Origin of the sequence: Gemmobacter aquatilis (genome assembly GCF_900110025.1) — a bacterium.
In the GTDB taxonomy this organism is placed as follows: Bacteria; Pseudomonadota; Alphaproteobacteria; order Rhodobacterales; family Rhodobacteraceae; genus Gemmobacter; species Gemmobacter aquatilis.
Map to the genome: position 1 here is coordinate 279561 of NZ_FOCE01000005.1, position 14364 is coordinate 293924.

19 protein-coding genes, 1 tRNA gene and 1 pseudogene are annotated in these 14364 nt (G+C 63.1%); 4 read left to right on the top strand and 17 right to left on the bottom strand.

Annotated elements, in window-relative coordinates:
* Positions 1–143: 143 nt before the first annotated feature.
* A complete protein-coding gene (locus tag BMX43_RS11300; protein WP_091301383.1) occupies positions 144–329 on the bottom strand; it encodes a DUF3553 domain-containing protein in 186 nt (61 codons plus the stop codon).
* Between the two features lie 38 nt (positions 330–367).
* Here BMX43_RS11300 and BMX43_RS11305 point away from each other — a divergent pair, with 38 nt between their 5' ends.
* A complete protein-coding gene (locus BMX43_RS11305; RefSeq protein WP_091301385.1) occupies positions 368–964 on the top strand; it encodes a histidine phosphotransferase family protein in 597 nt (198 codons plus the stop codon).
* An 8-nt stretch (positions 965–972) separates the two neighbouring features.
* On the opposite strand, the gene BMX43_RS11310 is transcribed toward BMX43_RS11305, so the two are convergent.
* The 7 genes from BMX43_RS11310 to rplU all read right to left on the bottom strand — a co-directional run bounded on the left by BMX43_RS11310 (position 973) and on the right by rplU (position 6591).
* Positions 973–2229, bottom strand: coding sequence for a glutamate-5-semialdehyde dehydrogenase (locus BMX43_RS11310; protein WP_091301387.1), 1257 nt, complete (start codon positions 2227–2229; stop codon positions 973–975).
* 65 nt (positions 2230–2294) lie between these two features.
* On the bottom strand, positions 2295–3422 hold the full coding sequence (gene proB / locus BMX43_RS11315; RefSeq protein ID WP_175482090.1) for a glutamate 5-kinase: 1128 nt from the start codon (positions 3420–3422) through the stop codon (positions 2295–2297).
* Positions 3410–4441, bottom strand: coding sequence for a GTPase ObgE (gene obgE, locus BMX43_RS11320; protein WP_091301390.1), 1032 nt, complete (start codon positions 4439–4441; stop codon positions 3410–3412). The genes proB and obgE overlap by 13 nt, the downstream gene beginning before the upstream one ends.
* Before the next feature lie 87 nt (positions 4442–4528).
* A complete protein-coding gene (locus BMX43_RS11325) occupies positions 4529–5035 on the bottom strand; it encodes a GNAT family N-acetyltransferase (protein WP_091301392.1) in 507 nt (168 codons plus the stop codon).
* A gap of 45 nt (positions 5036–5080) precedes the next feature.
* Entirely contained in the window at positions 5081–5617 is a 537-nt protein-coding gene (locus BMX43_RS11330) for a GNAT family N-acetyltransferase (RefSeq protein WP_091301495.1), read from the bottom strand.
* A 283-nt stretch (positions 5618–5900) separates the two neighbouring features.
* Positions 5901–6170: a 50S ribosomal protein L27 gene (gene rpmA / locus BMX43_RS11335; RefSeq protein ID WP_091301395.1), complete on the bottom strand. Its 270-nt coding sequence runs from the start codon at positions 6168–6170 to the stop codon at positions 5901–5903.
* A gap of 13 nt (positions 6171–6183) precedes the next feature.
* Complete coding sequence (rplU, locus tag BMX43_RS11340) at positions 6184–6591, bottom strand: 50S ribosomal protein L21 (RefSeq protein WP_091301396.1); 408 nt, start codon at positions 6589–6591, stop codon at positions 6184–6186.
* Between the two features lie 262 nt (positions 6592–6853).
* On the opposite strand from rplU, the gene BMX43_RS11345 reads away from it, so the two are divergent.
* Positions 6854–7519 carry a hypothetical protein gene (locus tag BMX43_RS11345; RefSeq protein WP_091301398.1) on the top strand — a complete coding sequence of 222 codons (666 nt, stop codon included), beginning with the start codon at positions 6854–6856 and terminating at the stop codon, positions 7517–7519.
* A gap of 9 nt (positions 7520–7528) precedes the next feature.
* Here the strand turns inward: BMX43_RS11345 and BMX43_RS11350 are convergent, their stop codons facing one another.
* Entirely contained in the window at positions 7529–8419 is an 891-nt protein-coding gene (locus tag BMX43_RS11350; protein WP_091301400.1) for a DUF2059 domain-containing protein, read from the bottom strand.
* Positions 8420–8663: 244 nt separating this feature from the next.
* Here BMX43_RS11350 and BMX43_RS11355 point away from each other — a divergent pair.
* Positions 8664–8753: transfer RNA gene (locus BMX43_RS11355), tRNA-Ser, on the top strand.
* Between the two features lie 139 nt (positions 8754–8892).
* Positions 8893–10185 (top strand): tyrosine-type recombinase/integrase, encoded by a 1293-nt coding sequence (locus BMX43_RS11360; protein ID WP_091301403.1) that lies wholly within the window; start codon positions 8893–8895, stop codon positions 10183–10185.
* Here the strand turns inward: BMX43_RS11360 and BMX43_RS11365 are convergent.
* The 8 genes and pseudogenes from BMX43_RS11365 to BMX43_RS19995 all read right to left on the bottom strand — a co-directional run.
* On the bottom strand, positions 10167–10355 hold the full coding sequence (locus BMX43_RS11365; RefSeq protein ID WP_091301405.1) for a hypothetical protein: 189 nt from the start codon (positions 10353–10355) through the stop codon (positions 10167–10169). The two genes, BMX43_RS11360 and BMX43_RS11365, sit on opposite strands and share 19 nt — an antisense overlap.
* Positions 10356–10692: 337 nt before the next feature.
* Positions 10693–10893 (bottom strand): hypothetical protein, encoded by a 201-nt coding sequence (locus tag BMX43_RS11370; RefSeq protein WP_091301407.1) that lies wholly within the window; start codon positions 10891–10893, stop codon positions 10693–10695.
* Complete coding sequence (locus BMX43_RS11375; protein WP_139201567.1) at positions 10890–11234, bottom strand: hypothetical protein; 345 nt, start codon at positions 11232–11234, stop codon at positions 10890–10892. Before BMX43_RS11375 ends, BMX43_RS11370 begins: the two co-directional genes overlap by 4 nt.
* Before the next feature lie 113 nt (positions 11235–11347).
* Positions 11348–11863: a hypothetical protein gene (locus tag BMX43_RS19500; protein WP_139201568.1), complete on the bottom strand. Its 516-nt coding sequence runs from the start codon at positions 11861–11863 to the stop codon at positions 11348–11350.
* 103 nt (positions 11864–11966) lie between these two features.
* Positions 11967–12149 carry a hypothetical protein gene (locus tag BMX43_RS11385; protein ID WP_139201569.1) on the bottom strand — a complete coding sequence of 61 codons (183 nt, stop codon included), beginning with the start codon at positions 12147–12149 and terminating at the stop codon, positions 11967–11969.
* A gap of 169 nt (positions 12150–12318) precedes the next feature.
* Positions 12319–12891, bottom strand: a complete 573-nt coding sequence (locus BMX43_RS11390) for a hypothetical protein (RefSeq protein ID WP_091301415.1) — start codon at positions 12889–12891, stop codon at positions 12319–12321.
* A gap of 63 nt (positions 12892–12954) precedes the next feature.
* Entirely contained in the window at positions 12955–13404 is a 450-nt protein-coding gene (locus tag BMX43_RS11395) for a hypothetical protein (protein ID WP_091301418.1), read from the bottom strand.
* 529 nt (positions 13405–13933) lie between these two features.
* Positions 13934–14364, bottom strand: a pseudogene (locus tag BMX43_RS19995) (phage tail tape measure protein); the annotation flags it as partial.

The window sequence follows — 14364 nt, forward strand, 5'->3', positions numbered from 1 at the left end:
CTGCCGGTCTCCCTCTGGCATCCGTTTGCCCGCTCTTAGGGGGCCGCGTCGCGTCGCGCAAGCCATTGGCCGGAAAACCACAGTCGCCGCAGCCTTGGTCAATCGAGGGTTGAATCCGCCGCGCGCCTGCCCCTATCCTTGTGTCAGTAGTCGAAGACCTGCATCAGCATGACCTGCGTGCCGTCGATCACCACCTTGCCGCGGTGCTCGAAATTGACCGTGATGCGCGTGCCGATCTTCGATTGAACCTGACCAAGGCCCCAATCCGCTTCCTGCGGATGCCGGACCATCATGCCAGGTTCAAGTAGTGCGTTCAGTCCCTGGTTCATCCCCGTGTCCCCTTCCGCGCCCCGCAACCGGAGCCCCCATGCCAGACCGCTACGACATCAACGCCCTGCTCGGATCCCGAATCTGCCACGATCTTATCAGCCCGATCGGCGCCATCGGCAATGGTGTGGAATTGCTGATCATGGACGGCCTGACCAAAGGCCCCGAGATCACGCTGATCGCCGAAAGCGTCGCCAGCGCCAATGCCCGTATCCGCTTTTTCCGAATCGCCTTCGGCGCCAGCGGCACCGATCAGCGCATCGGCCGCGCCGAGGTGCAATCCATTCTCGCCGATCTGACCCGCGGGGGCCGCCTGACCATCGACTGGTCCGGCCCCGCCGATCTGCCCCGGCGCGAGGTGAAGCTGGCCTTCCTGCTGATCCTGTGCCTCGAAACCGCCATGGCCTTCGGGGGCCGCATCACGGTGGAGCACGATGAATCCCGCTGGCAGATCAATGGCCTGGCCCGCAAGATGAAAGTAGATCCCGCCCTGTGGGAGGTGCTGTCGAACCCCGCAGCCAGCTATCCCATCACCCCCGCACAGGTGCATTTCGCCCTCCTGCCGGACGAGCTTGCCCGCCAAGGCAGCACGCTGCAGGTGGACATCCAGGAGGGCGAAATCCGGCTCGGCTTCTGAACCGGGCGTTACGCCCGGCAGGTGCCATCGCCGGTGACCAGATATTTGAAGCTGGTCAACTGCTCCGCCCCCACCGGCCCGCGCGCGTGCATCTTGCCAGTGGCAATGCCGATCTCGGCCCCCATGCCAAACTCGCCACCATCGGCAAACTGGGTCGAGGCGTTGCGCATCATGATCGCCGAATCCAGCCGCTGGAAAAAGCGCGCGGCGGTGGCGTCATTCTCGGTCAGGATGCTTTCGGTATGGCTGCTGCCATAGCGGCGGATATGCGCAATTGCGCCATCCACGCCATCCACCAGCTTGGCCGCGATGATCATGTCCAGAAATTCCCGCCCGAAATCATCGGGTTGCGCAGAGACCGTGCCGGGGATCTGCGCCAGTTCGCCTTCGGCCCGCACCTCGACACCCGCCGCCAGCAGATCCTCGATCAGCACCGCGCCATGCTTGGCATAGAACGCCCGGTCGATCAGCAGACATTCCGCCGACCCGCAGATGCCGGTGCGTCGCGTCTTGGCGTTCAACACCACACGCCGCGCCTTTTCCAGATCGGCATCGCCATCGGCATAAACGTGGCAGATGCCCTCCAGATGCGCGAAAACCGGCACCCGCGCCTCGGCCTGCACCAGCCCCACCAAGCCTTTGCCGCCGCGCGGCACGATCACGTCGATGAACTCCACCGCCTGCAACATGGCCGAAACCGCCGCCCGGTCGCGCGTCGGCACAAGCTGAATCGCCGCCTCCGGCAAGCCCGCCGCACGCAACCCTTCCACCATGCAGCCATGGATTGCGGTCGAGGAATGAAAGCTTTCCGACCCGCCGCGCAGGATCACCGCATTGCCCGCCTTCAGGCACAGCGCCCCGGCATCCGCCGTCACATTCGGGCGGCTTTCATAGATCACGCCGATCACCCCCAGGGGCGTCGCGACACGCTGGATATGCAGCCCCGTCGGCTGGTCCCATTCCGCCAGCACCCGCCCCACCGGATCGGGCTGCGCCGCAATCGCGCGCAAGCCGTCCACGATCCCGGCAATCCGCCCGGCATCCAGCGTCAGGCGGTCCATCATCGCCGGGCTCAGCCCCTTGGCCGCGCCGAACGCCATATCCTGCGCATTGGCGGCAATGATCTCGGCCTGCCGCGCCTCCACCGCCCGCGCCGCCGCCTCCAGCGCCGCCTGTTTGGCCTCGGCTGGCGCAAAGGCAAGCTCCGCCGCCGCTGCCCGGGCCGCAACCCCGATCTTGCGCATCAGCTTGCTTACATCTTCCATCCCGAAAGCCCCTTCATCCTGGCTAAAATACTCCGGGGGTCCGGGGGCTGGCCCCCGGTCCGCCGTCAGACGACCATATCATCCCGGTGGATCAGCGCGGCCCGGCCCTCATAGCCCAGAATCCCCGCAATATCGCCCGAGCGGTGCCCCGCAATCGCCCGCGCCTCGTCCGAGGTATAGCGGATCAACCCGCGCCCCAGCGCCGCGCCATCCGGCCCGACGATGCCCACCGGCTCGCCCCGCCCGAACTGGCCTTCCACCGCGACCACACCCGCCGGCAGCAGGCTCTTGCCTGATCGCAGCGCCGAAACCGCGCCGGCATCGACGCGCACCCGGCCCTTGTCCTTCATCGCATTGATCCAGCGCTTGCGCGCCAGTTGCGGATCGGCCTGCGCCACGAACCACGTCCGGTTCGCGCCTTCGGCCAGCGCCTTCAGCGGTCGCAGGACCGAGCCTTCCATGATCGCCATGGCACAGCCCCCCGCAACGGCAGTCTTGGCCGCCAGCAGCTTGGTCTTCATGCCGCCTTTCGACAGGCCGGAAATCGGGTCGCCCGCCATCGCCTCGATCTCGGGCGTGATCACATCCACCAGATCGAAGCGCTGCGCCGTCGGGTCTTCTTTCGGATTGGCCGAATAGAACCCGTCCACATCCGACAGCAGGATCAGCTGATCCGCCCCCACCGTCACCGCGATCTGCGCCGCCAGCCGGTCATTGTCGCCGTAGCGGATCTCATCCGTCGCCACCGTGTCGTTTTCATTGACAATCGGCACGACGCCCAGCCCCAGCAGCGTTTCCATCGTGGCGCGGCTGTTCAGATAGCGGCGCCGATCCTCGGTATCTTCCAGCGTCACCAGAACCTGCGCGGTGGTGATGCCATGCGGCGCCAGAACTTCCTCGTAAGCCCGCGCCAGCCGGATCTGCCCGACCGCCGCCGCCGCCTGACTTTGTTCCAGCGTCAGCGGCCCAGCGGGCAGGCCCAGCACGATCCGCCCCAGCGCGATCGAGCCGGAGGACACCAGAACCACATCGGCGCCGCGCACCTTCGCCTCGGCCACATCCATCGCCAGCGCCGACAGCCAGCCCTGTTTCAGACCCTTCGCCCGGTCCACCAGCAAGGCCGACCCGATCTTGATCACCAGCCGCTTGGCCGCGCGCACATCGGGCGCCGCAAGGGGAATCAGGGCTGCCACGGCGCAATCTCCACAGGCTGCTGGGCCTTGCGATCCGCCATGATCTCGGCATGGATCGCGCGCAGCACATCCAGCAGGCCTTCCTGCGACACGCCCGAAATCAGATAGACCGGCCCGCCGCTCGCCTTTTCCAACGCGCGCTTGCGGGTGGAGATCGTCTTCTTGTCCAGCGCGTCGATCTTGTTCATCGCAAGGATGCGCGGCTTGTCGGCCAGCTCTTCGGCATAGGCCTCCAGCTCGTGCACGATGGTGCGGTAATCCTTGGTGATGGTGGACGACGTGCCATCCACCAGATGCAGCAGCACCGAGCAGCGTTCGACATGGGCAAGGAACTGGTCGCCCAGACCCCGGCCTTCGCTGGCGCCTTCGATCAGGCCCGGAATATCGGCCATCACGAATTCATGCCCGTCGATCCCCACCACCCCAAGGTTCGGCACCAGCGTGGTGAACGGGTAATCGGCAATCTTGGGCCGTGCGTTCGACACGGCAGCGAGGAAGGTCGATTTCCCGGCATTGGGCAGGCCCACCAGCCCGGCATCGGCGATCAGTTTCAGCCGCAGCCAGATGGTGCGTTCGACCCCCTCTTGCCCCGGATTGGCGCGCGCCGGGCTACGGTTGGTCGAGGATTTGAACGCAAGGTTGCCCCAGCCGCCATTGCCGCCCTTGGCCAGCAGCACACGCTGGCCGATGGTCGTCAGGTCGGCGATGACGGTTTCCTCGTCCTCGTCGATGATCTCGGTGCCGACCGGCACGCGCAGGACGATATCATCGCCGGTCTTGCCGGTGCGCTGGCTGCCCATGCCGGGCTGACCCGATTTGGCGAAGAAATGCTGCTGATAACGGAAGTCGATCAGCGTGTTCAGCCCGTCCACCGCCTCGACCCAGACCGAGCCGCCATTGCCGCCATCGCCGCCATCCGGCCCGCCGAATTCGATGAACTTCTCGCGCCGGAACGAGACGCAGCCCGACCCGCCGCCGCCCGAGCGGATATAGACTTTGCAGAGGTCGAGGAATTTCATCAGACGTGGCCCTTCGGGAAAGATATGGGAAATGGCGATAGCCCCGGAACGCTCCGGGTTCAAGCGCGGCCTGCATTTGCAGGCAGATTAGGGGTGTGGTCGCGGATCAAGCCGCAGTTCCAGGAAGATCAGGTCCAGCCAGCGGCCGAATTTCTGGCCAACCTCGCGCATATGGGCGGATTGGGTGAAGCCCAGCTTGCGGTGCAACGCCAGCGACACGGTGTTTTCCGAGGTGATGCCCGCCACCATCACATGCTTGCCCAAAGCGCGCGCCCGATCCATCAGCACCTGCATCAGCTGGCGCGACAGACCCTGCCCGCGTGCGTCGGCGTGAACGTAGATCGAGTGTTCCACCGTGGCGCGGAACCCGTCAAACGGGCGCCAGTCGCCGAAACTGGCGTAGCCCAGCACCCGGTCGCCCGCCACCGCCACCAGCACCGGATAGCCCATCGCCTGCCGCGCCTGCATCCATGCGACACGGTTCGCCGCATCCACTTCGCCCTCGTTCAGGATGGCGGTCGTGTGGCGCACGGCGTCGTTGTAGATTTCGGCGATGCCAGCGGCATCTGCGGGGCCCGCGTCGCGGATCTGCATGGTCACTCCTCGTGCGGGCGGGGCTTTGGGGCCCCGCCCGGCTGTTCAGTCCAGCTTGCGGATATAGGTCCAGGTCGGCACGCAGGCATTGCGCGCCACGCTGAAGGTTTCGGCGTCGCCCAGATACTGGAAGCCCGCATTGGTCAGCACACGGGCAGACCCCGGATTGTCCTGAAACACCTCGGCAAAGATCGTGCGGTTGCCCTGCGGATTGGCCGCGATCAGCGCCCGCACCGCCTCGGACGCGAAGCCGGTGTTCCAGAAGGCAGGGGCGACCCAATAGCCGATTTCGCTTTGTCCCCGGTCATATTTGCTTTCGTCCATGCGCTTCAGGCTGATGACGCCCAGCACTTCGGCCAGCCCGTGGGCCGATCCGTCCAGCACCCAGACATCCTCACCGCCCTTGCCGCTCATGGCGCGGGTCACGAAGGCCTCGGCCGCGCCCGGCGGCAGCGGATGAGGGATGGAGCGGGTGGCCTCGGCCACGCGGCGGTCGCCCGCATACATGGCAAACAGCCCGGAATCGGATTTGCGGACCGGACGCAGCGTGAACCGCCCCGCACCGATAACTCCGTCGGTCATCTGGCCAAAGCCCGCGATCCCGGCGAAATCCTGATCCTTTGCAATCACGTCCAGCTTCATCGCTTCCCTCCTTCGAAGCGCGTCGGGTGCGGCACGCCGCCCCCTGCACGAATACTCATCTCCCCGCCCTTCCGAGGTGGGGTCAACCCCCGCGCGAGGCAAGGGATCTCCTTCGCTTCACGCGGTTTTGCCCCGCATTTCCGCCCGTTTGAGGGCAAAAATGCGGAAAGGGGCCGACCTTTCGGCCGACCCCCGTATTACATTCCAGATGTAACGGTTCGGCTTACTCGGCCGCCTCCGCAACCGGGAGGACCGAAATGAAGGTGCGCCCCTTGAGGCCCTTCTTGAACGAAACCTTGCCATCGACGGTGGCGAAAATGGTGTGATCCACACCCATGCCAACGCCATTGCCCGGGAAGAAGGTCGTGCCGCGCTGACGCACGATGATGTTGCCCGGAATGGCGGCCTGGCCACCATAGAGCTTCACACCAAGACGACGACCAGCCGAGTCGCGACCGTTGCGGGACGAACCGCCTGCCTTTTTATGTGCCATGGGAAGTTACTCCTTATTCAGCAGCAGTGGCGGCAACGCCACCATTGTGAGCGGCACGACGTGCATCGGCAGTGCCGGTTGCAGCCAGAACACCCGTCGCATCGGCGCCCGAAGCCAGAACTTCGGTCACGCGCAGCAGGGTCAGTTGCTGACGGTGGCCCTTGGTACGCTGCGAGCTGTGCTTGCGGCGACGCTTGACGTAGTGGATGACCTTGTCGGCCTTGATCTGGGCGATCACTTCGGCCTGAACGGCCGCACCGGCAACCGTCGGCACGCCAACGGTGACGGTCTCGCCACCCACCATGAGGATTTCGTTGAACTGGACTTTGTCGCCAGCATTGGCTGCAAGTTTCTCAACGCGCAGGATGTCACCAGCCTGCACCTTGTATTGCTTGCCGCCCGTCTTGAGGACCGCGAACATGGGTCTTTCCTTCCAAGGTTTCCGCATCCTGTGGCCCCTTACCGGAGTTCGTGGGTTTCCCCGCCTCGGACAGCGCGCCCCATTCGGGACGATATGAATAGAAATATCCCGGACAGACTCGGCGCCTATCCGGGATGCGCGCTTATCGGGGATCGGGTGCGCCCTGTCAAGCGCCTGTGAACGGTCGCACCCGCCTGCCCTGAACGGGTGATTGCATGGCGCCGGGCAAGCGCTACACTCCTCTCCGTTTCCCTGAGAGGTCTTGATCTTGCGCGCCCTTTGCCTTGCCCTGCTGGCCCTTGCCTGCCCCGCCCATGCCGCCGATTGCCCCGGCGCCGATGCCGCCACCTATGGCCTGAGTGTGAAAACCCAGAACGGCGACACATGGAGTTTCGGGGCGCAACTGGGCTCCGATGGCATCTCGGCCGGGATCGAGGGCCAAGGCCATGGCACGCCACTTTCCGGCTACAGCATTTCCGAGGGCTACAAGATCTTCGCCCTGTCCGAGCCCCTCGCCCGCCGCATCGCCGGGCCTGAAGTTCTGGCCGACAAGCGCGCGGTCTTTGCCAGTTTGGAAATCACCGGGCGCGGCGCCCCTGCAACCCCGAACCCCGGCACCTTCTGGACCGGCAAGGGCAAGATCGAGGTCTCTGCCCAGCAGCAGAACTGGACCACAATCCCGGTCGCCACTCTGCCGGTGCAGATGCGTTACGACTATCTGCCGCTGCAAGACGTGGTGATTTCGGGCTGCCCTTACACGGTGATGCCGATCGAATATCGGGTGACCGGCGCCGATGGCGAAGTGCTGGTGAAGCGGCGGATGATCTATTTCCCGCTGATGGATCTGGCGGTGATCACCCGCTGGGGGCCCGATGCCGAAGGGCCGGAACGCAAGACCGGCATCACCGGCCTCGGCTACGACAATTAGCGCGGCGCGTCAGATATCCTCGCCCAGCATCTGCCGCGCCGCCGCCCGGCCCAGCTCTGCGCTGATCCGCACGAAAAGCGCGTCAAAGGCGGCAAACACTGCCGCATTCAACTGCCGCCCCTCGGGCGTGGCGGAAAAATCGGTATAGGCCTGCAATTCCTCATCCGACAGCGGGCCATAGGCGAGCGACAGATAGGGCCAGAGCCAGTCTTCCGTCTCTTGCCGCACATCGGCTTCCTGCGCCCAGACTTCGGCCAGCATGTCGTCTTCGGTCATCGCCGTATCGAAGGCCCCGCCCTGCGACAACCCGCGATAGAAGGCGAGATTGGCGTTCAGCGCGCCCATCACATTCATCTCGATCAGGTCATTGGTGGTGGCAAAGCGGCTGAGCGCCTCGAACCGTGGCGTGCTGTCGGCCTGCATCTGCCGTGCGGCCTCTTGTGCCGCCGTTTCGGTGGCATCGTCCAGCAGGGCGCGCCGCGCCTCCAGCTCCAGCGCCAGGATCTTCTGGCCGCGCGCATCGCCAAAAAACGCCTGCGCCTCCACCACAACGCCCGGCGCCCCGGCCAATGCCTGGACCAGCGCCGCATCGAATTCGGCCCGCATCCGGCTCTGATCATAGATCCGCGCCACAGCGGCATCCCAGCCCGGCCCGCCCTTGCCCGCGAACATCTCGTCGCGCAGCGTGGCACCGTATTCGACGCCCTCCTGCCGCATGACCTCGATCACGCCGCCGATCTGCAGCGTTTCGGCCAGCCGCAACACCTGCGCCTCGGCACCTGCGCCCGGCACGGCAGGCCGCACCACCGGCGGGGCAGTTTCGGCCCGTGCCGGTATCCCTGCCCCGGCTGACACCAGCAGCGCGGCAAGCGCAAGATGCAGGAAATTCCGCTGGGCCATTCGCATATCCTCTCACACTAGCCGCGTCGCATCGCAGCCTGCCCTCTGAGCTAATGCCTGCCGCGCCCCTTGCCAAGCACCGCCACCGCCCTGCCCGCATCCGGGCGCGCACAGTCGTGTGAATTAAGTCGCATCCAGAACGGTTCGCCGCGCATGTCACAAACTCGCAAGAAAGTCGCACAGGGGGGGTTGCAACCCCCCGGAAGCTTCGCTAAATCCCCGCCTCACGAAGACCCACTGACGCGGAGAGGTGGCAGAGTGGTCGAATGCGGCGGTCTCGAAAACCGTTGTCGGTTTGCGCCGACCCAGGGTTCGAATCCCTGTCTCTCCGCCATTCACAATTAGTTGATGACAGTTAAGCCCTTGATTTCTAAGGGAAACACTGGACCATTAGCTGCTTGGGCGCAAAACCTGCTATACATTTTGCATTACAATCTGTGTTACACTGCCTAGGAACTCCCGGGGGCAGGCACATGGCGATCACAACGCGCGACGGTTCGGTGAAGGGAACGCTCTACCTCTACAAGCGGGTGCCTAAGCGCTACTCATCGGTGGAGCCGCGAACCTTCGTCTGGATCAGCCTGCATACGGATTCCCCTTCGGTCGCCAAGACCAAGGAAGCGGCAACGTGGGAACAGATGACCGCCGCATGGGAAGCGAAACTGGCGGGTGACACCACCGATGCGGAACAGCGCTTCGCCGCCGCCCGTGATCTGGCCGAAGCGCGGGGCTTTCGTTACATGCGGGCCGATCAGGTGGCGAAGTTGCCAGTGCAGGAACTGCGCGACAGGTTCGCCGCCGTGCCCGGCTTCAAAGATCAGCCTGACAGCCCAGACATGCTGGAAGCGGCGGCCCTGCTTGGGGGCGCCAAAGAACCGCCCCTGACGGTCAGCAAGGCTCTGGAACTTTACTGGACGCTGGCCAAGGATAAGACCCTTGGTAAGTCAGAGGATCAGCTTCGGCGCTGGAAGAACCCGCGCATCAAGGCGGTGAAGAATTTCGTCGCGGTGGTCGGTGACAAGGCCATGAAGGACATTACCGGCGATGACATGCTGGATTTCCGCAACTGGTGGATGGAACGGCTGGAAGAGGAAGACTTGACGCCGAACAGTGCGAACAAGGATCTCATCCACCTTGGCGACATTCTGAAAACCGTGAACCGCATGAAGCGCCTCGGGCTGGTGCTGCCTCTGACTGATCTTTCCTTCAAGGAAGCTGACGCGAAGAAACGCCCGCCCTTCACTGCAAAGTGGATCAGGGAAAAGCTGATGGCACCGGGAGGGCTGGACGGGCTGAACCCCGAGGCTAGGGCGATCTTGCTTGTCATGGTGAACACCGGCTGCCGCCCCTCTGAACTGGCCGCGCTGACGGCGAACACGATCCGGCTGGATCACAATGTTCCGCACATTGCGATTGAACCCGAAGGACGGCAGGTCAAGAGCAAGTATGCCAAGCGCACAATCCCCCTGCTTGGCGTGTCGCTGGAAGCGCTGCGGGCCTTCCCCGAGGGGTTTCCGCGTTACCGGGAAAGCAGCGCCAGCCTGTCAGCGACGGTGAACAAGTTCCTGCGGGAAAACGGCCTGATGGAAAGCGACGATCACACGCTCTATTCGCTGCGCCATGCGTTTGAAGACCGCATGCTGGCGGCAGGCATTGATGACCGGATCAGGCGCGATCTGTTCGGCCACCGGCTGACACGCGAACGCTATGGCGATGGGGCGACGCTGGAGCAGAAACAACAGTTGCTTCAAGCCGCCGCCCTGTGACGGGCCGCAATGGCGCGGGCGCGGCTGACTGCATCATTCTTGGCTTCATAGGCCGCCAGTTCGTGTTCGATGCGCTCAAAGACCGGCAGATAGACCGGATCGGCCACGACAAGCGCGGCGGCCATACGGTGCATCTTGTGCAGGTCGGACAGGGTGACGGGGGCTGACATGGGCAAAACTCGGGTTGTTACCCCAAGTCTTTAGTGTCACTGTCAGAATCTGTTCGCTGGGATGGAAAGAAAAGGGCGAGGCTTTCGCCCCGCCCTTACCGTTCCTCGGGCTGCACGGTCCAGCCCCGGCACCGCGCAGCTAGGAGTCAGCCGCCGTGCCATGTCGGGGTTGATGGGTGTGAATAGACCCGCGCACTTTCCGACTGATCGCAACGCTTTCGGCTTCGGAGTAGCCCGGCGCGTCAACCGCATACCTATTGATACGCGTGGGCCGGGGAATGTCGTTTGGGATGGAAAGAAAAACGGGCGCCAGTGAAGGCGCCCGCTTGGGTGATGGTCAGGCCGCCTCGCCTTCCTCGATCACAGGTTCAGATTGACCACCGCGATAGACGGCGAAGAAGTCAGTGACACACTGGACAGCGGCCATGCGGACCAGTTCTTCTTTCTGGTCAATCGGCGTTTCCGCGTGGATGTCGAACCCGACAGGGATAGACAGACCGCAGAACTGAATGGTCACAGTGCCGTTGTAGATCATCATGCCACCTCGCCTTTCAGACCGGCGCGGGTTTCGTCGATCATTTCGCCCACAATGAGTGTCAGATCGGGGTAGCCATCGCGGTCGTGGATCGTCACCTTAACCCTATCGCTACCACGAAGGTGCCGGGCGATCACCGTGCCTTCTGTGGTTCCGGCAAATGCCTCAACCAAAAAATAAGGCGAGTTGCGTTCATCCACTTCGTCAATGACGAAGTCGGGATCATCGCAGCCTTCATCATCGGAACCTTGAATCTGACTGAGCCAGCGATAGAAGTAGTCACGGTTCATCGTGATCGTGACGGGCGTTGCCGCCGAAGCGGTGTTACTGTAGGCTTTAGACATGATGACACTCCGTTCATCGGGGTATCTGCTACGGCAAGAGCGTGTGAGTTTGGCGACTGGCGCTCTTGCCGATACTACTGAACCGGACGCAGGATGACGGTTCAGGGCTACTTTCAGCCAGTCACCTTCCACTGCGGGAAGGTCAAGCGAACCTGCTTTTCAAGCTGGTCCAGCATCTTGTTCAGCCTCGCGGCCTCTTTCAGCGCGGCTTTCTTGGCATCGGGTTCCGACAGGTCGGAAGCCTCGATCTCGGCCAGCCGGGCTTTGACTTCTGCGCGCAGGTAATCGTTCAGGTCTTGCGCCAAGGCCTGCGCAGCAGTCACCAGATTACCAACCGTTTCCGCCGCAAGCCGATATGACGCATTCAAACCATAATGAGGGTCGTCCTCATCTTCATCGTCCGGATGATAGGGGCCATCTAGGCGGAACATTTGCGGCTCTGCCCATGTGGCCAGTCTCATCGCGTATTCATACGATATATCGTATGGCTCTTGCTTGGCTTTGAACTGGTAGAATGGAGATTGAAGCACATCGGCTAGGCCGGTCGGGGCCTGTGTAAGTTCAGCTTGCTTTTTCTCTTTCTGGCGTTGCCGCCAGCGGCGTTGGGCTTCTGCGTTCGCGTTTGGCATGGCGTGGTCTCCTTTCTGAAGTAAGGCATATTACTACTTACTTAGTAATGCAATATAGTAATTTGCGAACATTCAGTTGACGTTACGTCATCCCGTCACCCCATCACGCCGCCGCCACCCCTTCCACGAAGTCACCCCGGCAGGCCTCGGGCAGCACGTCCGCACCGGCCAGCGCTTCGGCCAACTTGTCGCGCAGATCGGCGCCCGTGCTGGTGGCGGCGATGAAGGCCCCGGCCAGATCGGCCAGCAGGCGGGAATAGGCGTCATCAGAGAGAAACAGCGGCATCGGTTCGGCCTTGTGCTTGGTTCGATGCCCAGAACCTACACAGACCGGGAATCCCGGCGCAAGATGCAATTTCATATATTTCTGTTATTTTTCAATTACTTGTAAAGTAAGTGCTTACTGAACATTGCGCCATTCAGGACCGGAAACAGCTATCTGGCTGGATAGCTACTTACCCGAAGAGACCATAAAGCGGGTTCGCCCGCATTTCTGCTTCGGCCTCGTCCACCTGCACCTGCGCCGCCCGCTTGGCCTCGCGGCTGCGGATACGCACCACCAGTTCCGCCTGTATGCGGGCCTCGGGCCAGTTGTCGGCGCGACAGCGCTTCATCCATTTTCTGTCTGCGTTCTGGTCCAACTCGCGCTGTTTCTTCTGGTCCGGGGTCAGTTCCGACAGATCGGCGTTCGGTTGATCCCTGACGCCCCGGCGCTTGGCGTTGTATACTTCGCGGCCTTCCCCGGCCCGGTATTCGTCAATCGCGCGGCGCTTGCGGGATACGTCATCCAGCGCCCGCTGGCCCTCGCGGTCAAAACGCTTCTGCGCCTTGTCGATCAAAGGGGCCAGGACGGCCAGCCGGGTCTGGTCTTCGGCGGTCAGTTCGCCCTTGGCTTGGATCGCATCGCGCTTGGCTTCCAGATCGCGCAGTTCGATCCGGCGGCGGTCATAGGGGGTCAGCTTGACAACGGGCCAGATGCGGCCTTCCTCGTCTTCGTATTCGTCTTGTGATTCAGCGGGATTCCGCATATGTTCTTTCCAGTGATAAGAAGGCCTTGCAGGGGTTCAGCGTTGGCGCGCTGGCCCCTGTTCTCATTCAGTGGCCCGGTCGATCTGGTCGGCCAGATCGGCGGCGACACCGAAGGCCATGGGATACTTGCGGCCCGTGATCGGGGAAACCAGCTTCAAGCCCCCACCCATGCGCTTGACCGACACCCCCGACAAGGCCGCGATACCGGCCCGCAGGTTGCGAATGTGTTCCTTGCCCTCGGGCGCGGCTTCGTCATCGGCCCGGCGCAGGGCGCTGGTCAGGATGCGCACCTGCGACAGCGGCACCGCGCCTTCAAAGCCGGGCATGATGATTTTCAGTTCCGAAGGGGTCGTTTCGACCTCCACGCCGGGCAGGTCGGCAGGGATGGTCTGGGCGTCGATCTCGGCGCGGATGTAATCGCCGATGATCTCGGGCACGGTCTTGTTCTTGGCCGCAGCGATCTGGCGCAGTTGTTCGCCGCGTTCGGCGGGCAGTTTCAGAATATAGGACATGGCAACCTCTTGCGATGGGATAAGCTAGAACATACCGGAAACGGGTATACGAGTAAACATGTATATGGACGTATTTTGCACGTTACTAGAATCCCTGCGCCAAAGGGGGTAATGGACCGGTTTTGCACGTTACATGCATCATGACCGAGGAAGGTAAACCAGTCTGGAACCGGGGAAAGGATGGACGGGTTTTGCCCGTATTAAAGATCATTCTAAGTAATATACTTATAAGTATTTCATGTAACGGGCAAAACCCGTCCATACCTTCCCCGGTTCACATGAAGCCGGAAAGCTCTGATTACAAACCCTTCCCCGGTCGGTCGCGGGCTGCGCCCGCTTCCCTCCCCCGGTTCATATGAACGGCCCGCCCGGTTCACCCGAACCAGCACACCAGAACCACCCACCCGGCCCCAGAACCCGCCGTGCCGCGCCAGACTCACTAGGAAGCCCGCACAGACTCATCTGCCCCGCCGGGCACCCGATGCACCCGGCGCCAGACGAGGCCGTTATACGGGCTTCCTATGGAGTCTCAGACCCTGCCACGGTTCAGCATGGCGCCGGGGCGCATCTGCCGTTGCAGTTCCTGTTGCACCACCGTCCGCAGGGTCACATCCATTTCGCTGGCGATCTGTTTCGCAAGGTCGGCGTTCTGCATCGCATCGCCGCCGCTGGCATTCACCGTCACCGGGGCGTTGATCGTCACCACCGGGGCGGGCACCTTCACAGAGTCCACAGAACGCGCGCTGGTGGCCCGTGCCACCTTGCCAGTGTCACCCACAAGCCCGCCGCTGGCATAGCCCCTACGGGCGCTCTGGTGGAGTCTGGCGAGGTTGTCAGCACCAAAGCGCTGCACCGTCTCTTTCGAAAAGACGAACTCGCCCTTGTGAACCACCCCCGCCGGTTCGAACTTGTCGCCATGGCCGGTATAGCCCCCGGCGCTGAACATCGGAACGCCCATCA